A 17,597-nucleotide genomic window follows, 5' to 3' on the forward strand; every position below is an offset into this window, starting at 1 on the left:
TCAGTCGATCAGCTCCGCCGCCACCAGGCGGCGGAGCGTCTCCACGCCCGCAGGCGGGCAGCGACCCGCGTCGGCGGAGGTGACCCACTCGACCTCGTCCACCTCGGCCGAGGCGACGGGCGTGGCGGAGTCCAGTGGGCCTCCCGGCCGGACCAGGAACAGCGTCATCGCGACCATCGTCCCCGGAGCCTGCCCGTGGGCGGGCTCGAACACGACGCCGAACGGTTCGACGTCGGCGGCGGTCAGCCGCAGGCCGGTCTCCTCGTACGCCTCGCGCACGGCGGCCTCGACGTCGGTCTCGTGCGGCTCCGCCTTGCCGCCGGGCAGGTAGAGCACGTCGCGCGCCCGGGCGCGCACCATCAGGACACGTCGGTCACGCACCAGCAGCAGCGCACTCACGCGCAGTGTGGGTGGTTGGGCGCCTGTCTGGAGGCTCAGCTCGCGTCCGCCTGGTCGTCGCGACCCGGGGTGGTCGGGTCCAGGGCCGTGCGGTCGGCCAGCGGGACGACGGGCGACGGCAGCTCCGGTTCGGCGTCGGGGCGGACGCCGTACAGGGAGTCGATCGCCCCGACGAACTCCTCGCCGCGACCGGCCCGACCGAGCTCACGGGCGCGGACCGACGGACGGTGCAGCAGGACGCCGACCAGGTGCCGGAGCGCCCGCTCGGTGTGCTCGACGGACTCGCCGTCGGCGTCCGCGCGGCGCTTGGCCCGCTCGATCTCGTCGTCGAGGATGTCGAACACGTGCTTGCGGAACGCCACGAGCGCCGGGGTCGTCGACTGCTCCATCGCCTGGGCGCGGAACCGGGACACGGCGTCGTCGACCATCGCGCGGGCCTCGGACTCGGCGTTCAGCTCGGAGATCGGGGCGTGGATGCTGATCGTCTCGAGGTCGAGCAGCTCGACGCCGTCGACGCCGGCGGCCGCGGGGTCGACGTTGCGGGGGAGCCCGAGGTCGATGACGATGCGGCGGACCCCGTCGTCGAGGTCGGCCGGTGCGACGACCGGGACCTCGCTCGAGGTGCAGGTGATCAGGACGTCGCTCGCCCCGATGGCCTGGCGCAGGTCACGGGTGGCGACGAGGTCGTGCTTGGCGGCGAACCAGGACGCGCGACCCGAGGGCGAGAAGACCTGGATGTTCGTGGCACCGCGGTCGCGCAGGGCGGCGATGGTGGTCGCCGCGTAGCTGCCGGTGCCGACGAGCAGCACGCGGGTGCGGGCCCAGTCGGTGACGCGCGACGAGGCGAGTTCGAGGCCGAGGCGCACGAGCGACCGGCCGGCGGCGCCGATGCGGGTGCGGGTCTTGACGCCGCGCGAGGTGTGCGCGGCCTCTTGGAACAGGCGCTCGAGGTCCGAGGTGGTGGTGCCGTTCGACCGGGCGTCCTCGAGCGAGCGACGGACCTGGCCGGAGATCTCGGTCTCGCCGACGACGACGGACTCGAGACCGCTCGACACGGCGAACAGGTGCTGCACGACGTCCTTGCCGCCGAGCACGTTGACGGAGTCCAGGACCTCGGTCGCGTCGAGGTCGCTCGCGGCGGCCACGGCCTGCACGGTGGCGGAGACGGCGGAGTCGCTCTCGTCGCCCGCGATGTCCAGGTACGCCTCGAAGCGGTTGCAGGTCGCGAGGACCACTGCACCGTCGAGGACGCCGGCATCCGTGACGAGTCGGCTGGCTGCCGCGGGTGCACCGATGCTCAGTCGCTCCAGGAGATCGAAGCTGGCGTTGCGATGCGACGCCGTGAGACAGATGAGCACGTAGTCAATGGTAACGCGCTCGATGGGAGAATCATCCGGTGACCGAAGCGACGAGCACATCCCTCCCCGACTCCCACCCCCTGGCATCAGGGCGGACGAGTGGTTCCCGCCTGGTACGGGCCCTGCGGGGTGACCGTCCGGAGACGCTCCCGGTGTGGTTCATGCGGCAGGCCGGACGGTCCCTGCCGGAGTACCGCGAGCTTCGGATCGGCACAGCCATGCTCGATGCGTGCCTCGACCCGGAGATGGCGTCGGAGATCACCCTGCAGCCGGTGCGCCGGCACGGGGTCGACGCGGGCATCTTCTTCAGCGACATCGTCGTGCCGATCAAGCTCGCCGGCGTGGACGTCGAGATCGTCCCCGGTCGTGGTCCGGTGCTCTCGTCGCCGATCCGCACCCCCGCGGACGTCGACGCGCTCGAGCAGCTCGACCCCGCGGCCCTCGCCCCCATCGAGCAGGCCGTCCGCCGAACGGTCGAGCAGCTCGGCGACACCCCGCTGATCGGCTTCGCGGGGGCACCGTTCACCCTGGCCGCCTACCTGGTCGAGGGCGGTCCGTCGAAGGACCACATCCGCGCCCGCACGCTGATGCACGCCGACCCCGAGACCTGGTCGCGGCTGCTCGCCTGGGCCGCCGAGGTGTCCGGGATGTTCCTGCGGGCCCAGGTGCTCGCCGGGGCCTCGGCCGCGCAGCTGTTCGACTCGTGGGTCGGGTCGCTCTCCCGCGCCGACTACATCCGGTACGTCGCGCCACACTCCGCCCGGGCCATGTCGTACGTCGCCGAGCTCGGGGTCCCGCGCATCCACTTCGGTGTCGGCAGCGGCGAGGTCCTGGCCGACATGACGACCTTCGGCACGGACACCGTCGGCGTCGACGCGATCGGGGTCGACTGGCGCCTGCCCCTCGACCAGGCGGTCCGGCGCGTCGGCACCGGCGTCAGCGTGCAGGGCAACATCGACCCGGCGATGCTCTCGGCGCCGTGGGACGTCCTCGAAGCGCACGTCCGCGACGTCGTCCGTCGGGGCGGTGCCGCACGGGCCCACGTCGTGAACCTGGGCCACGGGGTCCCGCCGGAGACCGACCCGGACGTCCTGACCCGCGTGGTCGAGCTCGTCCACTCCCTCGGGGACGGAGCCGGCGCATGACCGACGTCGTCGTGGTCGGCGGCGGGATCGCCGGGCTCGTCACCGCGCGTGACCTGGCCAAGGGCGGCGCCCACGTGGTGCTCGTCGAGTCCTCGGGCGAGCTCGGGGGCATGATCCGTCGGCACACCGTCGGCGGGATCGACCTGGACATGGCGGCGGACTCGTTCGCCACCCGCACGGACGCCGTCGGCCGCCTGGCGACCGAGCTGGGACTGGGCAACGACGTCGTCGCCCCCGACCCCCGCGGCGCGTGGCTGATGACCCGCGACGGCCGGACCTCGCCGATCCCCGCGACCGGGCTCCTCGGCATCCCGAGCACCCCGATGGCGGCCGACGTGCTGGCCGTGGTCGGACAGCAGGGCGGTCTGCGAGCCCAGATGGACTCGCTGCTGCCGGCTCCGGTGGGCGCCAAGGCCTCCTCGCTCGGCGAACTCGTCCGCCGGCGCATGGGGGAGCGGGTGCTCGACGACCTCGTGGTGCCGATCGCCGGTGGCGTGCACTCCACCCACCCCGACCAGCTCGACCCCGACCGGGTGGCTCCGGGCCTGCGCGCCGCACTGCTGCGCGAGGGCTCCCTGGCACGGGCGGTCCTGTCGCTGCGGGCACGCGCGGCCGCCGGCACCCCGGTGCAGGGCATCCGCGGTGGGACGGTGCGCCTGGTGGACGAGCTCGTCGCCGACATGGCGACCTACGGGGTGGACGTCCGGCTGCACACCCGGGCGACCCGGATCGAGGCGCACGCGGTGGAGATCGTCGGCGCCGACGGCACCACCGAACGGCTGCCGGCCCAGCACACCCTGTCCTCCGTCGCCGACCCGGAGCGCACGGCTGCACCCGACCGGACGGGCATCCAGCTCGTCACGCTCGTCGTCGACCAGCCGGAGCTCGACGCGGCCCCGCGTGGCACCGGCATGCTCGTGCACCCGGACGCGCAGGCCGTCTCGGCGAAGGCCCTGACGCACGCCACCGTGAAGTGGCCGTGGCTGGCCGACGTGGCGGACGGACGCCACGTCCTGCGACTCAGCTACGCGACCGGCGCGACGGACACCGCGGGCGTGGCCACGAGCCTCCCGGTCGACCCGGCCGACCCCGTCGGCAGCCGTGCCCTGCAGGACGCCTCCACGCTGCTCGGCGTGCCGATCACGGCGGACCGCGTCAGCGGGGCCGCACGCGTCGGCTGGTACGGGCCGGACCTGACCGAAGCCGGGCTGGCCGAGGGTGTCGTCGGCATCGGCGAGGCCTCGACCGGACGCGGCCTGGCGGGCATCATCGGCGCGGCCCGGAAGGCAGCCGACGAGCTCCTTCGTTCCTGAGCGGACCGCGCAGCCCCTGAGGGCTACTGTTGGTGAGACCGCCGGACGTATTCCGTTCGGTGCATGACCACCGCACAACCAATGCACGGAGGAATCGCACATGCGCGGAAAGCTCCTGTTCGTCGCCGGCGCCGCACTCGGGTACGTCCTGGGATCGCGAGCCGGACGGGCGCGGTACGAGCAGATCAAGACCGTCAGCGGCAAGGTCTGGAACAGCAACGGCGTCCAGAAGGGCGTGCACGTCGCTGAAGACTTCATCGCCGACAAGACCCCGGACGTCGCCGAGTTCATCGGTGAGACCACCAAGAAGGCCGTCCGCAAGGTCGGCCAGAAGAAGGACACCACCACCTCATGACGGACACCCGCGATCGCAAGTCGCGTTCGCTGTTCGGCCTGGTCGGTGACGTCCCGAAGCTCGTCAAGGGCCTGGTCAAGGGCGAGATCGACCTGCTCAAGGCCGAGATGCTCGCGAAGGCGAAGATCTTCGGTCTGGCAGCCGGGCTGCTGGTTGGTGCGCTCGTCGTGGTGCTCTACGCGATCGGCGTCCTGCTGACCGCAGCCGTGATGGGCCTGGCGACCGTGATGCCGGCGTGGCTGGCCGCACTGGTGGTGGCCGTGGTGATGCTCGTCATCGCCGCGATCCTCGGCCTGGTCGGCTGGAAGCGCCTGAAGAAGGGCCTGCCCCTCACGCCCAAGCGCACGATCGACAGCGTCAAGAACGACATCAACGCGGTCAAGGGCCTCGGCAAGAAGCCGACCCCGCCGACGCAGTACGGCAGCCGCAAGCCGGACGTCGACAGCCGCTCCTGAGCGCCGACAGCCCCGACAGCCGCACCACCGACGGAGGAACCGTGACCGACCCGCACGACGATCTCGCTGCCCGCGTCGCCGCGACCCGCGCCCAGTTGTTCGACACCCTCGACGCGATCGAGGACAAGCTCAACGTCCCGAAGCAGATCGGGATCGCCGCGTCGAGGTTCAAGCGCGGCCTCGACGAGCAGCCCGTCCCCTACCTGGCCGGTCTCGCAGCCGGCGTGGCAGTGGTCGGGGGTATCGTCGTGATGGTGCTCCGACGGCGGTAGACCGCCCGAGCGCGGTCCACCGGAGGCGGGGCGGCCACCACCCTGGCAACCGATAGGACAATGGATCCATGAGCTCCGACGCGCCCGTGCCCGCGAACGACCACCCCCACGCCGAACCCGCCGAGACCGGTCACCCGGACTCCGGGATCGACCCGAACCTGCTGACGGCGTACGCCCTCTGGGCAGTGTTCCGCCGGCCCCTCGGTCCGATCCACCGCGTCGGCGACGACGCCGTGGCCGAACTCGACACCGTGATCGCCAGCGCCGCCGAGCGCGGGGTCACGATCCGTGGCTTCTACGACGTCTCGGCCTTCCGCGCCGACGCCGACGTCATGGTCTGGCTGCACGGCGACGACGCACAGGCGATCCAGGCCGTGCTGCGCGAGATCCGCCGCACCGGACTGTTCCAGGACGCCGAGCCGGTGTGGCACGTGATGGCCATGCACCGCGAAGCCGAGTTCAACAAGCGGCACACCCCCGCGTTCCTGCGCGGCAAGGACCCCGAGGCGTGGATCACGGTGTACCCGTTCGTCCGCTCCTACGAGTGGTACCTGCTGCCCGAGGACGAGCGCTCGAAGATGCTCCGCGACCACGGCATCGCCGGCGCGAAGTACCGCCGCGTGCTCACGAACACCATCGCGACCTTCGCCCTGAGCGACTACGAGTGGATCCTGCCGCTCGAGAGCCCGGACCTGGTCGACCTCGTCGACCTGATGCGCGATCTCCGTTACACCGAGGCGCGCATGCACGTGCGCGAAGAGGTCCCCTTCTTCACGGGTCGTCGCGTGACGACCGCCGAACTCCCGGAGGTGCTGTCATGACCGACACCAGCATGATCACGAACGGCCAGGTCCTCGCCGCGACCCCAGCGGCAGCGTCCGGACCCGAGCACGTCGAGACCCCGACCGCGTACGACGCGATCCTGCTCGCGGGCTTCGGTGGTCCCGAGGGCCAGGACGACGTCATCCCCTTCCTGCGCAACGTCACCCGCGGCCGCGGGATCCCGGACGAGCGTCTCGAAGAAGTCGCGCACCACTACCGCCACTTCGGCGGCGTGAGCCCGATCAACGCGCAGAACCGTGCGCTCAAGGCCGCGCTCGAGGCCGAGCTGGCGTCGCGCGGCATCGACATGCCGGTCCTCTGGGGCAACCGCAACTGGGCGCCCTACCTCGAAGAGGCCTTCACCGAGGCGGCGGACAAGGGCTACACCAAGCTCGTCGCCATCGCCACGAGCGCGTACTCGTCGTTCTCGAGCTGCCGGCAGTACCGCGAGGACTACGCCCGCGTGCTCAACGAGACCGGTCTGATCGACACGATCCAGATCGACAAGGTCCGCCAGTTCTTCGACCACCCGGGCTTCGTCCGCCCGTTCATCGACGGCGTCCGCGACGGCATGGCCCGCGCGATCGCCGAGAACGATGGCCTGGACGTCGCGACCGAGCTGCAGGTGCTCTTCTCGACGCACTCGATCCCCTCGACCGACGCCGCCCGCTCCGGCCCCGACTACCGCGGGTTCGACGAGCACGGCGCGTACGAGGCGCAGCACCTCGCCGTGGGCGAGGTCGTGCTCGACCAGGCCTGGGCCGAGCTCCTCGAGCAGCCCGAGCACGCCCACCTGCAGGGCACGTCGAAGCCCGGATGGAAGCTCGTCTACCAGTCGCGTTCCGGCCCCCCGACGCAGCCGTGGCTCGAGCCGGACATCAACGACTACATGAACGAGGACCTCAAGGGCGGCCCGACGCGTGCCGTGCTGATCGTCCCGCTCGGCTTCGTCAGCGACCACATGGAGGTCATGTGGGACCTCGACGAGGAAGCCACCGAGACCGCCGGTGAGCTCGGCTTCTGGTCGCTCCGCACGCAGACCCCCGGCATCGACCCGGCCTACGTGTCCGGTCTCGTCGACCTGGTGCTCGAGCGGGTCAACGGCACGCCGAAGGCCGAGCGTCCGCACATGACCGACATCGGCCCCTGGTACGACGTGTGCCGTCCGGGCTGCTGCGAGAACGTGCGAGCGGGGTTCAAGCCCGCCGCCGCCGGCGTCGCCCCGTGACCGACGCACCCGTGAACGACCCCAACACGACGTCCCCCGATCGCCCGGCCCCGATCCGGCTCGGCACCCGTGCCAGCCGGCTCGCGGTCGCGCAGTCGCAGGACGTCGCCGACCGCCTGGCGAAGGCGGCCGGTCGACCCGTCGAACTCGTCACCGTCACGAGCGAGGGCGACACGAACCGTGCGTCCCTGGCCTCGCTCGGCGGCACCGGTGTCTTCGCCAGTGCCCTGCGTGAAGCCCTGGTCGCCGGCGAGGTCGACGTGCTCGTGCACTCGCTGAAGGACCTGCCGACCGCCCCGTACCCGGGTCTGACGATCGGCGCCGTCCCGAAGCGGGCGGACGCCCGCGACGTCCTCGTCGCCCGGAACGGTGCGACCGTCGACACGCTGCCGGACCGCGCGAAGGTCGGTACCGGTTCGCCGCGCCGTGCCGCGCAGCTCCGTGCCGCACGGCCCGACCTGGACGTCGTCGACATCCGCGGCAACATCGACACCCGCCTCGGTCGGGTGGACGACGACCTGGACGCCGTGGTGCTCGCCGCTGCCGGCCTGGGGCGCATCGACCGCCTGTCGGCCGCCACCGAACTGCTCGACCTCGGCTTCTGGCCGAGTGCTCCCGGGCAGGGTGCGCTCGCGGTCGAGATCCGCACGGACGAGACCGACCGGGGGCTGCTCGCGGCACTCCGCAAGATCGAGCACGCCCCGACCCGCCTCACGGTGACGGCCGAGCGCGAGGTGCTCGCCAAGCTCGAGGCCGGCTGCTCCGCCCCGATCGGTGCGACGGCCGTCGTGGACGCCGAGCTCCTGCTCGTGTCCGCGACCGTCTACCGCCCCGACGGCACCGAGTACCGCACCGCGTCGCACGCGGCCGTGCTCGACGGTTCGGCGCAGGACCGTCTCGACGAGGCGCTCGCGGTCGGTGGCCGCGTGGCGACCGAGCTGCTCGAGAACGGTGCTGCGGAGCTCGCCGACCTGGCGACCACCGTCGCCGAGGACACCACGGACGGGCCGTACACCGCCGGCCCCGGCCTGGCGACGCCGGCCGAGTAGGCGGTCACCACGGAACCCTCCACCACCGCGACGGACGAGGCGCGACCCCCGGTCGTCCTCGTCCCGCGTGGCGGTGCGTGGGGGGACCGGGTCGCCGCGGCCGCCCGGGCCCGTGGGCTCGCCCCCGTCGTCGTCCCCCTCATCACGGACGCTCCGCCGTCGGACCCCTCCGCGCTCGACGCTGCGGTCCGGCGACTGGTCGCCTCCGGTGCGGCCGGGAGGCTCGGATCACCCGGTTCTGTCGGTGACGGAACCAACGTGGCTGGTTACGCATGGGTCGTGGTGACCAGTGCGACGGCCGTGACGGTCCTGGCGGGACGCGTGGCGGGCCTCCCGGCCGGGGTGCGCGTCGCCGCAGTCGGCGAGCCGACCGCCCGTGCCGCGCGCGCTGCGGGCTGGGTCGTCGACTTGGTCCCGGCCGAGACGTCCGCCGCCGGACTGGTGCAGGAGCTGCCGGACACCGACGGCACCGTGCTGTTCCCCCGCTCCGAGATCGCGGCACCCACGCTCGTCGACGGCCTGCGTGCCCGCGGCATCGACGTGGACGACGTGGTCGCGTACCGTACCGTGGGGACCGGCGACGAGCCGATCACCTTCGACACGGCGCCCGCTGCGGTGCTCGTGACGAGCGGCAGCGTCGCCCGCGAGATCGCCCGCCGGATGACCCCGCTCGACCCCCGCACCACCGTGGCCTGCATCGGCCCCGGGACCGCAACCGACGCACGTGCCGCCGGCCTGCCCGTGCACGCCGTCGCACACGACCGGTCCGCAGAAGCCCTGCTCGACGCCGTCGTCGCGGCACTGAACCCCACCACCCCCCACCAGGAAGGTCACCCGTGACTGGACGCTTCCCCCAGGTCCGCCCCCGTCGGCTCCGCGCCACCCCTGCGATGCGACGACTCGTGGCCGAGACCCGGCTCCACCCCGCCGAGCTCGTGCTGCCGATGTTCATCCGCGAAGGCGCGACCGACGCCGTGGACATCTCGAGCATGCCGGGTGTGCAGCAGCACTCCCTCGACTCGTTCCGCCGTGCGCTGGTCGACGCCGCGTCGGTCGGTGTGGGTGGCGTGAACCTGTTCGGCGTGCCGACCACGAAGGACGCCGACGGCTCCGGTGCGACCGATCCGGACGGCATCCTCAACGTGGCGATCCGCGTGGCTCGGCAAGAGGTGGGGGACGCCCTCGTGGTGCAGTCCGACCTGTGCCTCGACGAGTTCACCGACCACGGGCACTGCGGCGTGCTGGCCGCCGACGGCTCCGTCGACAACGACGCCACGTTGCTGCGCTACCGCGACATGGCGGTCGCGCAGGCCGAGGCCGGCGCCGAGCTCGTCTGCATGAGCGGCATGATGGACGGCCAGATCGCCGCCGCACGTGACGCCCTCGACAGCGCTGGACACAGCGGCACCGCGCTGCTCGCCTACGCCGCGAAGTACGCCTCGGCGTTCTACGGCCCCTTCCGCGAAGCGGTGTCGTCGTCGCTCGTCGGTGACCGTCGGACCTACCAGATCGACGCCGCGAACGGTCGTCAGGGCCAGCGCGAGGTCGCACTCGACGTCGACGAGGGTGCCGACATCGTGATGGTGAAGCCCGCGATGAGCTACCTCGACGTGCTCGCCGAGACCGCGGCGACCTCGCCGGTCCCGGTCTGGGCGTACCAGATCTCGGGCGAGTACGCGATGATCACCGCAGCAGCGCAGAACGGCTGGATCGACCGCGACGCAGCCGCGATGGAGTCGCTCGTCGGCATCAAGCGCGCCGGTGCCGACGCGATCCTGACCTACTTCGCCGTCGACATCGCGCGGAAGCTCAACGAGGAAGCGGGCCTCCGCACCTCGGGCAGCACCGCCGACGTCGCCGGCATCGCCTCGACCGGGAAGGCCCCCGAATGACCACGAACGACCAGCTCTTCGGCCGCGCCAAGAACGCGATCCCCGGTGGCGTGAACTCCCCGGTCCGCGCCTACGGGTCGGTCGGCGGCACCCCGCGCTTCCTGGTGTCCGCGAAGGGCGCCTACGTCAACGACGCCGAGGGTCGCGAGTACGTCGACCTCGTCGCGTCGTGGGGGCCAGCGATCCTCGGGCACGCCCACCCCGGCACGGTCGAGGCCGTGCAGCAGGCCGCCGCGCGCGGACTGTCGTTCGGGGCGTCGACCCCGGGCGAGACCGAGCTGGCCGAACTCGTGAAGCAGCGGGTGTCGGTGGACGGCGACGGCCCCATCGAGAAGCTCCGCATGGTGTCGACCGGCACCGAGGCCACGATGACCGCGATCCGACTGGCCCGCGGGTACACCGGCCGCGACCTGCTCGTGAAGTTCGCCGGGCACTACCACGGCCACTCGGACTCCCTGCTGGCCGAGGCCGGCTCGGGTGTCGCGACCCTGGCCATGCCGGGCAGCGCGGGCATCACCGCCGAGACCGCCGCGCAGACCCTCGTGCTGCCGTACAACGACCTCGACGCCGTCCGCCGGGCCTTCGACGAGCACTCCGAGCGGATCGCCGCCGTGATCGTCGAGTCGGCCGCCGCGAACATGGGCGTCCTGGCTCCCGAGCGCGGCTTCAACCGGGCACTGGCGCAGATCACGCAGGCGCACGGGGCGCTGCTCATCGTCGACGAGGTCCTGACCGGGTTCCGGGTCGGAGCCGCAGGCTGGTGGGGCCTCGAGGCGTCCAAGGTCGTGCCGGACGGCGCCGGGTGGAAGCCCGACCTCATCACGTTCGGCAAGGTCATCGGTGGTGGCATGCCCCTCGCCGCCCTCGGTGGTCGGCGCGAGGTCATGGACTTCCTCGCCCCGCTCGGGCCGGTGTACCAGGCGGGCACGCTCTCCGGCAACCCGCTCGCGGTCGCTGCCGGTACCGCCACGCTCCGCGCCGCGACGGCCGAGGTGTACGAGCACCTCGACCGCACGGCGTCGACCATCGCGACCGCCACGAGCCAGGCACTGTCGGCCGCGGGCGTCGCCCACACCGTGCAGCACGCCGGCAACCTGTTCTCGTTCGCGTTCACCGAGCAGGCACCCCGCAACTACGACGACGTGCGGGCACAGGACGTGTTCCGCTACGCGCCGTTCTTCCACGCGATGCTCGACGCCGGGGTGACCCTGCCGCCGAGCGTGTTCGAGGCGTGGTTCGTCACCGCCGCCCACGACGACCGCGCCGTCGGACGGATCCTGGACGCCCTGCCCGCGGCCGCGAGGGCTGCTGCCGCCGCGACCGCGTGACGGGCGCGGGGGCTGCTGCCGCCGCGACCGCGTGACGGGCCGCGGGACTCAGGAGCAGTCGGCCTTGGTGAAGGTCGTGTCGACGGTCTTCGACGAGCCCTCGAACTTGTAGGTGTACCGCATGTCGACGTCCTCGTCGAGGAGCTTCTTCGTCTCGCTGTTCGAGCAGAGGTTCGGCCCGACGGCGTCGCGGATGGCACCTTCGGTGATCGAGGCCGGGTCGACGTTCGCCGAAACCGTGTAGTCGTAGTGGATCGCGGCGCCCTCGGCCTCGATCCCGGTCCACGTCGTGACGGAGTCGACCTGCTTCGGCAGGTCGCTCTGCTCGCGGATCTGCTCGACCGCCTTCGAGACCTTCTCCTCGGTGGAGTCGCTGAAGGCCGCGTTCAGGCCCTGGCGGACGAGGAACGCCACCACGACGGCGGCGACGACGCCGAGCACCGAGATCAGGACGCGCTTGCCGCGGGACGAGGACTTGGGCGGGGGCGCGTACGGTGCGGCACCGGCCGGGGCTGCCTGGGCGTACGGCTGCTGGGCGTACGGCTGCTGGGCCTGCGGCTGACCGGTGTACGGCTGTTGCTGGTACTGCTGGCCGGCGGGGGGTTGCTGCTGGTACTGCGGCGGCTGCTGCGCGGACGGCTGGCCGTCGGGCTGGGGCGGCCCGGCGGGCTGCTGCGGGTACTGCTGGCCGTTCGGCTGGCCGGTGTTCGGCTGGCCGTCGTTCGGCTGCGGCTCGGACCCCGGGAAGGGCGGCGGCGTGTTCGTCATGGTTCCCCCTGGTGACGGTCAGCGGCGTGACACCGTGGTGCGGTGCCGGGTCCCTCCCCGACACGGGCCGCGGACACGGAACGCCCATTCAAGCACGCGTCAGGCGGATCGGCGTGCGGCCCAGCGCCCCTCGGCCCGCAGGATCGCGAGCGGGAAGTCGAACGCGTGCGACACCGCCGACGACGTGATGACCTGGTCCGAGGTGCCCTGGGCCACCGCGGCGCCGTCGCGCAGGAGCATCGCGTGCGACGTCGAGGCCGGCAGGTCCTCCAGGTGGTGGGTCACCATGACGCTGCCGAGGCCCGGGTGCCGGTGCCGCAGGGCGTCGACGGTCTCGAGCAGGTGCTCCCGGGCGGCGACGTCCAACCCGGTCGCGGGCTCGTCGAGCAGGAGCAGCTGGGGCTCGGACATCAGGGCCCGGGCGATGAGGGCGCGGCCCCGCTCGCCCTGCGACAGCACCGGCCACCGGGCGTCCCGTCGCGCCGTGAGCCCCACGTCGGCGACGTGCTGCTCGGCCAGGGCGACCTGTTCGGCCGAGGGTTCCCACCGCATCATGAGGTCCGTCGTGCCGGTCAGGCCGGTCAGCACCGTCTCGAGGACGGTGAGCGGCGACAGCATGCGGTGTCGGGGGTCGACGTGGCCGATGTGCTGACGGAGTTCGCGGACGTCGACGCGTCCGAGTCGGCGACCGAGGACCTCGACCGTGCCCGCGGTGGGGTGTCCGGTCGCGCCGAGGACGGCGAGCAGGGTGGACTTGCCGGCACCGTTCGGTCCGAGCAGCGCCCAGTGCTCGCCGCGGCGGACGGTCAGGTCGATGTCGTGCAGCAGGTCGCGGCCGGAGCGCGTGACGCGGACCCCGGTGGCGTGGATCAGGACGTCGTCGCGCGCGTCGGTCATGACCCCATCGTGCCCCACCGCGCCGTGACGTCGTCCACGTGGGCTCGTGCGACGTCGACGAACCGGCGGGCAGCGGCTCGGGCGGTCTCGACGTCGCCGCTGCCGGCCGCCGCGTCGAGCGTGAGCCAGAGCGCTTCTGCGTCCCACTGCCGGAACGCGGGTGCCTCGGGCAACGCGTAGGCGAGCCGGGCCATCGCGAGGCGCAGGGCCTCACGCACCCAGCGGTTGCCGGACTGTTCGGACAGGAAGCGTGTGACCGCGAACGAACTCTCCGTGTACCGGTGATCGCGCACCTGGCCGTCCGCGCGTGCCCGTGCGACGAGCATGCGGAACTCCTCGAGCGCGGGGCCCCGCAGGCCGGGCAGGACGTGGACGGCGCCGTGGGTGAAGACGCCGGTGAGCAGCTCCATCGTGTCGCGCCAGGTCGCGAGCGACGGTTGCCCGACGCGGTACCGGCCGTCGTCGTCGTCGACGAGCCCCAGGTCGTGCAGCCAGCGCAGTGCTCCGTGCACCTGCTCGGGTGTGGCACCGGTCCGTGTCACGAGGTCCTCGAGCCGATGCGTGGACCCCACCGCCAACGCGCCGGAGCGGACGTCTCGCAGCAGGGTACGGCCGACCGGACCGACGCGGTCTTCGGTGGTGTCGTCCGCCGGGCGGTGCGTCCGCGGGATCCCGACGTTCCGCCGGTGGACCTCGAACAGCCCGTCCATGACCTCGGCCGCCGCCGTCGCCACGGCCGGGTCACCGGACTCCACCGCGCGGGACGTGGTGGCGAACCAGGTGTGCACCTCGTGGACCGACCAGAGCTGCGTCGGGACCCGGGCCCACCGCATCCGCTCGAACGCACGCAGGCCCAGGCTGCGCACCAGGGTGTTTGGGGAGTGCTCGAACCAGAACTGGCAGGCGGCGGAGAACACCGTCGGGTACTCCGGCAACCGGAGTGCCGCAGTGGTGCGAGCCCGCGCGACCCGGCGGTCGAGTTCGGCGTGGAGCTGAGGGGTGAGCGCCGGGATGGTCGCGCGGAGGGCCGGGCCGACCAGCGCGACCCAGAAGTCGAGCGTGTCCGAGAGGTCGGCGTCGGACAGTTCGTCGTACCACCACGAGCCGTCCGGGCGCCGGGACAGGATGCCGAGGTCCTCGAGGCGAGCCGCCGCTGCACGGACCCGGCCGCGAGGCGTGCCCCACTCCCACCCCAGTGCGTCGAGGTCGACGGGCACCGGTCCACGCGGGCCGGTGCGGACGTGGGCGAGCAGGGACGCGTAGGCGTCGTCGTTCGCCGCCGCCCAGGGGTCGGCGTCACCCCACTCGCCGACGACCACGGGTCAGCCGCGGTCGGCGCGGACCGCCTCGATGTGCTGTTCGAAGTTGCGGGTGAGGGCTCGACCGGCCTCGGCGGCCCCTTCACCGTCACGCTCGGTGAGGGCCTCGCGCAGGATCGAGAAGAACGCCTCGGATCCGTACTGCTCGAACGGCGGCGTCGGGTTGAGCGTGAAGCGGACCCGCTCCATGGCACCCACGGCCGCGTTCTGCACCAGGGGGTTGCCGGAGTGCTCGACGGCGAACTCGATGATCTCGGTGAGGGCGCCGCTGAAGCCGTAGTCCCGCACCTTGCGCATGCGGTCGGCCTTGTCGAGCAACGCGGTGAGGGCTTCGACGTCCTCGTCGCTGTACTCGGGGACGCCCCAGCGCAGGCTGAGCTCGAAGAACCCTGCGGTCGCGCGGGTCGCGGTGACCCAGTCGTCGAAGGTGGGCGTGGCGACGCGGGTGTACCGGTTCGCCTCCATCTCGACCAGGCCGATGTCGACGAGCTTCGCGATCGCCTCACGGATCGGGGTGCGACTCACACCCAGCCACTGGACCAGCTCGTCGTCGTTCAGGCGCTCGCCGTGCTGCAGCGTGCCGTCACGGAGCGCCGCGAGCATCTTGTCGTAGACGACGTCGCGCAGGAGCTTCCGGGGAGAGCTCTCCACGGTGGACTTGGGGACCGGCATGTCATCTCCTCGAGGACGAAATCGACACTCGAAATCCTAGCGTGCCAATATGCAAACGTTTGCTAAAAAACGCCGGGATTCAGCCCGCAACGGCGACCACGGTGCGACCGTGCACCCGCCCTGCGACCACCTCGGCGCCGACCGTGATCGCCTGCTCGAGCGTGACGGTGCGGGTGACGTCGGCCAGCAGCGCCGCGTCGAGGTCGGTCGCCAGCCGGTCCCACGCTCGACGGCGGAGCTCCGGTGGGGCGTCGACGGAGTTGATGCCGAGCAACGAGACCGACCGCAGGATGAACGGCAGCACGGTCGTCGGCAGCGCGGAGTCCTGCGCCAGCCCGCAGGCCGTCACCGCGCCACCCCACCGGGTCGAGGCCAGCACGTTCGCCAGGGTGGCCCCGCCGACGCTGTCCACCGCTCCGGCCCACGTGGCACGCTGCATCGGCTTGCCCGGCTCGGACAGTGTGCCGCGTTCGATGACCTCGGTGGCACCGAGCCGGCGGAGCGAGTCCGTGTTGGCCGAGCGACCCGTCGACGCCGTCACCCGGTACCCGCGGGCCGCGAGCAGGGCGATCGCCACGGTGCCGACCCCGCCGGACGCGCCGGTCACGAGCACCGGCCCGTCGTCCGGCGCGACGAAGCGCTCGAGCGCCAGCACGCTGAGCATCGCGGTGAACCCCGCCGTGCCGATGGCCGCCGCGAACGAGTCGTCGATCGTCTCGGGCAGCACGACGAGCGATCCGGACGGCACGACCGCCTGCGCCGCCCAGCCCCCGTGCCTGCTCTCACCCAGGCCGGCACCGTTCAGCACCACCCGGTCGCCGATCGCCACCTCGTGCACGCCGGGACCGAGCCCGGACACCGTGCCCACGACGTCGATCCCCGGAACGAGCGGGTCGAGCCGAGCGACACCGGGGTTCCGCGCCAGGGCCAGCCCGTCCTTGTAGTTGACGCTCGAGTACGTGACGTCGACCAGGACCTCGCCCTCGGCCGGATCCGGCAGGTCGACGTCGGTGACGGTGGGCGGGGTTGCACTGGACACGAGGACGGCGCGGGTCATGCGCCGGACGCTACCCCCCTCCCTCGCAGGCTCGGTCGGCGCGCCCGGCATGCCGCTGGCGCGTCATCGCCGAGCCGGTCGCGCCCGGCGGTCTGCCCGCTCTTTCCCAGAACGTGCGCGATGGCTGGTGGGATCGGGCGTACCGGGGCGGAACAACCGACGGGGTACGCCCGATTCGACCAGGTGCGCCCGAAACAGCCCCCAGCCCCCAGCCCGGCCCAGCCCGCTCAGCCGAACATGATGGCGGCCTCGTCGAAGCGCGCCTGCGGCACCGTCTTGAGCTCGCCGAGCGCCTCCTCGAACGAGACGTGCTCGATCTCGGTGCCCCGGAGCGCCACCATCCGGCCCCAGCGCTCCTCGACCACGGAGTCGATCGCCGCCAGGCCGAGCCGGGTCGACAGCACCCGGTCGTACGCCGTCGGCGTGCCGCCGCGCTGGATGTGCCCCAGGGTCGTGGCCCGCGTCTCGATGCCCGTCATCTCCTCGATGAGCGGCGCGAGGCGCTCGCCGATGCCACCGAGCCGCGGGCGCCCGAAGGCGTCGAGGCCACGCTCGGTGTGCGCGGTGTCCTCGTGGTCGGGGACGAAGCCCTCGGCCACCACCACGAGCGGGGCACGACCGCGGTCGTAGGCGGCCCGCACCCACTTCGCGATCTGTTCCATGCTCGTCTTCTGCTCGGGGATGAGGATCGCGTGCGCGCCCGCTGCCATGCCGGAGTGCAGCGCGATCCAGCCCACGTGCCGGCCCATCACCTCGGCGACCATGCAGCGCGAGTGCGACTCGCCCGTGGTGCGCAGGCGGTCCATGGCCTCGGTCGCGATGGCGACGGCGGTGTCGAAGCCGAACGTGTAGTCGGTCGCACCCAGGTCGTTGTCGACGGTCTTCGGCACGCCAACGATCTTCAGCCCGGCGTCGGTGAGGCGCTTCGCGGCGGCCAGGGTGCCCTCGCCGCCGATCGCGACGATGGCGTCGATGCCGTGCTTCTCGAGCATCCGCTCGATGTTCTCGACCCCGCCGTTGGGGCCCTCGAACGGGTTCGTGCGGCTGGTGCCGAGGATGGTGCCGCCCTGCTTCGCGATGCCCTGGATGTCCTTGCGGCCGAGCGGGACGATGTCGCCGTCGACCACGCCGCGCCACCCGTCGCGGAAGCCGACGAAGTCGTGGCCGTAGATGGCGATGCCCTTGAGGACGATCGCGCGGATGACCGCGTTCAGGCCGGGGCAGTCGCCTCCGGAGGTGAGGATGCCGATGCGCATGGTGAACTCCGT

At 72.4% G+C, this 17,597-nt stretch carries 19 protein-coding genes; 11 read left to right on the top strand and 8 right to left on the bottom strand.

The window, feature by feature from the left end; genetic code table 11:
• Together QRN30_RS03135 and QRN30_RS03140 are read right to left on the bottom strand one after the other, a co-directional pair.
• A complete protein-coding gene (locus QRN30_RS03135; protein ID WP_017887731.1) occupies positions 1 to 399 on the bottom strand; it encodes an NUDIX hydrolase in 399 nt (132 codons plus the stop codon).
• 35 nt (positions 400 to 434) lie between these two features.
• Entirely contained in the window at positions 435 to 1,757 is a 1,323-nt protein-coding gene (locus tag QRN30_RS03140) for a glutamyl-tRNA reductase (RefSeq protein ID WP_017887730.1), read from the bottom strand.
• 38 nt (positions 1,758 to 1,795) lie between these two features.
• Between QRN30_RS03140 and hemE the strand changes: the two genes are divergently transcribed.
• The 11 genes from hemE to hemL all read left to right on the top strand — a co-directional run bounded on the left by hemE (position 1,796) and on the right by hemL (position 11,616).
• Complete coding sequence (gene hemE, locus QRN30_RS03145; protein ID WP_194589868.1) at positions 1,796 to 2,902, top strand: uroporphyrinogen decarboxylase; 1,107 nt, start codon at positions 1,796 to 1,798, stop codon at positions 2,900 to 2,902.
• A complete protein-coding gene (locus QRN30_RS03150; RefSeq protein WP_194589867.1) occupies positions 2,899 to 4,215 on the top strand; it encodes a protoporphyrinogen/coproporphyrinogen oxidase in 1,317 nt (438 codons plus the stop codon). The genes hemE and QRN30_RS03150 overlap by 4 nt, the downstream gene beginning before the upstream one ends.
• 100 nt (positions 4,216 to 4,315) lie before the next feature.
• Positions 4,316 to 4,570 carry a hypothetical protein gene (locus tag QRN30_RS03155; protein WP_017887727.1) on the top strand — a complete coding sequence of 85 codons (255 nt, stop codon included), beginning with the start codon at positions 4,316 to 4,318 and terminating at the stop codon, positions 4,568 to 4,570.
• Positions 4,567 to 5,025 carry a phage holin family protein gene (locus QRN30_RS03160; RefSeq protein WP_017887726.1) on the top strand — a complete coding sequence of 153 codons (459 nt, stop codon included), beginning with the start codon at positions 4,567 to 4,569 and terminating at the stop codon, positions 5,023 to 5,025. The genes QRN30_RS03155 and QRN30_RS03160 overlap by 4 nt, the downstream gene beginning before the upstream one ends.
• A gap of 41 nt (positions 5,026 to 5,066) precedes the next feature.
• Complete coding sequence (locus QRN30_RS03165) at positions 5,067 to 5,297, top strand: DUF3618 domain-containing protein (protein WP_017887725.1); 231 nt, start codon at positions 5,067 to 5,069, stop codon at positions 5,295 to 5,297.
• A 68-nt stretch (positions 5,298 to 5,365) separates the two neighbouring features.
• A complete protein-coding gene (gene hemQ / locus QRN30_RS03170; RefSeq protein WP_017887724.1) occupies positions 5,366 to 6,118 on the top strand; it encodes a hydrogen peroxide-dependent heme synthase in 753 nt (250 codons plus the stop codon).
• The gene (locus QRN30_RS03175; RefSeq protein ID WP_071249887.1) at positions 6,115 to 7,347 is read left to right on the top strand and encodes a ferrochelatase; all 1,233 of its coding nucleotides are present in this window, start codon (positions 6,115 to 6,117) and stop codon (positions 7,345 to 7,347) included. The genes hemQ and QRN30_RS03175 overlap by 4 nt, the downstream gene beginning before the upstream one ends.
• Entirely contained in the window at positions 7,344 to 8,396 is a 1,053-nt protein-coding gene (gene hemC, locus QRN30_RS03180; protein WP_235517694.1) for a hydroxymethylbilane synthase, read from the top strand. The genes QRN30_RS03175 and hemC overlap by 4 nt, the downstream gene beginning before the upstream one ends.
• Before the next feature lie 258 nt (positions 8,397 to 8,654).
• Positions 8,655 to 9,236 carry a uroporphyrinogen-III synthase gene (locus QRN30_RS03185; RefSeq protein WP_231564045.1) on the top strand — a complete coding sequence of 194 codons (582 nt, stop codon included), beginning with the start codon at positions 8,655 to 8,657 and terminating at the stop codon, positions 9,234 to 9,236.
• Complete coding sequence (gene hemB, locus QRN30_RS03190) at positions 9,233 to 10,288, top strand: porphobilinogen synthase (protein ID WP_284760440.1); 1,056 nt, start codon at positions 9,233 to 9,235, stop codon at positions 10,286 to 10,288. Before QRN30_RS03185 ends, hemB begins: the two co-directional genes overlap by 4 nt.
• Complete coding sequence (hemL, locus tag QRN30_RS03195) at positions 10,285 to 11,616, top strand: glutamate-1-semialdehyde 2,1-aminomutase (protein ID WP_284760441.1); 1,332 nt, start codon at positions 10,285 to 10,287, stop codon at positions 11,614 to 11,616. Before hemB ends, hemL begins: the two co-directional genes overlap by 4 nt.
• A 48-nt stretch (positions 11,617 to 11,664) precedes the next feature.
• On the opposite strand, the gene QRN30_RS03200 is transcribed toward hemL, so the two are convergent.
• The 6 genes from QRN30_RS03200 to QRN30_RS03225 all read right to left on the bottom strand — a co-directional run bounded on the left by QRN30_RS03200 (position 11,665) and on the right by QRN30_RS03225 (position 17,585).
• A complete protein-coding gene (locus QRN30_RS03200) occupies positions 11,665 to 12,384 on the bottom strand; it encodes a hypothetical protein (RefSeq protein WP_284760443.1) in 720 nt (239 codons plus the stop codon).
• Positions 12,385 to 12,483: 99 nt separating this feature from the next.
• Positions 12,484 to 13,281: an ABC transporter ATP-binding protein gene (locus tag QRN30_RS03205; RefSeq protein WP_017887717.1), complete on the bottom strand. Its 798-nt coding sequence runs from the start codon at positions 13,279 to 13,281 to the stop codon at positions 12,484 to 12,486.
• Positions 13,278 to 14,600 carry a hypothetical protein gene (locus QRN30_RS03210; RefSeq protein ID WP_262118241.1) on the bottom strand — a complete coding sequence of 441 codons (1,323 nt, stop codon included), beginning with the start codon at positions 14,598 to 14,600 and terminating at the stop codon, positions 13,278 to 13,280. The genes QRN30_RS03205 and QRN30_RS03210 overlap by 4 nt, the downstream gene beginning before the upstream one ends.
• A 3-nt stretch (positions 14,601 to 14,603) precedes the next feature.
• Positions 14,604 to 15,272, bottom strand: coding sequence for a GntR family transcriptional regulator (locus QRN30_RS03215; protein WP_017887715.1), 669 nt, complete (start codon positions 15,270 to 15,272; stop codon positions 14,604 to 14,606).
• A 79-nt stretch (positions 15,273 to 15,351) separates the two neighbouring features.
• Complete coding sequence (locus tag QRN30_RS03220; protein ID WP_042537980.1) at positions 15,352 to 16,329, bottom strand: MDR family oxidoreductase; 978 nt, start codon at positions 16,327 to 16,329, stop codon at positions 15,352 to 15,354.
• A 227-nt stretch (positions 16,330 to 16,556) separates the two neighbouring features.
• On the bottom strand, positions 16,557 to 17,585 hold the full coding sequence (locus QRN30_RS03225) for a 6-phosphofructokinase (protein WP_031260061.1): 1,029 nt from the start codon (positions 17,583 to 17,585) through the stop codon (positions 16,557 to 16,559).
• Between the last annotated feature and the right edge of the window lie 12 nt (positions 17,586 to 17,597).

It is taken from the genome of Curtobacterium sp. MEB011, from assembly GCF_030209655.1.
GTDB classification, from domain to species: domain Bacteria; phylum Actinomycetota; class Actinomycetes; order Actinomycetales; family Microbacteriaceae; genus Curtobacterium; species Curtobacterium poinsettiae.

Excerpts from the sequence above, each read along its gene's own strand:
- QRN30_RS03215 (WP_017887715.1), bottom strand. The coding sequence starts at position 15,272 with ATGCCGGTCCCCAAGTCCACCGTGGAGAGCTCTCCCCGGAAGCTCCTG.
- QRN30_RS03155 (WP_017887727.1), top strand. The coding sequence starts at position 4,316 with ATGCGCGGAAAGCTCCTGTTCGTCGCCGGCGCCGCACTCGGGTACGTC.
- QRN30_RS03225 (WP_031260061.1), bottom strand. The coding sequence starts at position 17,585 with ATGCGCATCGGCATCCTCACCTCCGGAGGCGACTGCCCCGGCCTGAAC.
- QRN30_RS03175 (WP_071249887.1), top strand. The coding sequence starts at position 6,115 with ATGACCGACACCAGCATGATCACGAACGGCCAGGTCCTCGCCGCGACC.
- QRN30_RS03220 (WP_042537980.1), bottom strand. The coding sequence starts at position 16,329 with ATGACCCGCGCCGTCCTCGTGTCCAGTGCAACCCCGCCCACCGTCACC.
- QRN30_RS03200 (WP_284760443.1), bottom strand. The coding sequence starts at position 12,384 with ATGACGAACACGCCGCCGCCCTTCCCGGGGTCCGAGCCGCAGCCGAAC.
- hemL (WP_284760441.1), top strand. The coding sequence starts at position 10,285 with ATGACCACGAACGACCAGCTCTTCGGCCGCGCCAAGAACGCGATCCCC.
- QRN30_RS03150 (WP_194589867.1), top strand. The coding sequence starts at position 2,899 with ATGACCGACGTCGTCGTGGTCGGCGGCGGGATCGCCGGGCTCGTCACC.
- QRN30_RS03205 (WP_017887717.1), bottom strand. The coding sequence starts at position 13,281 with ATGACCGACGCGCGCGACGACGTCCTGATCCACGCCACCGGGGTCCGC.
- QRN30_RS03160 (WP_017887726.1), top strand. The coding sequence starts at position 4,567 with ATGACGGACACCCGCGATCGCAAGTCGCGTTCGCTGTTCGGCCTGGTC.
- hemQ (WP_017887724.1), top strand. The coding sequence starts at position 5,366 with ATGAGCTCCGACGCGCCCGTGCCCGCGAACGACCACCCCCACGCCGAA.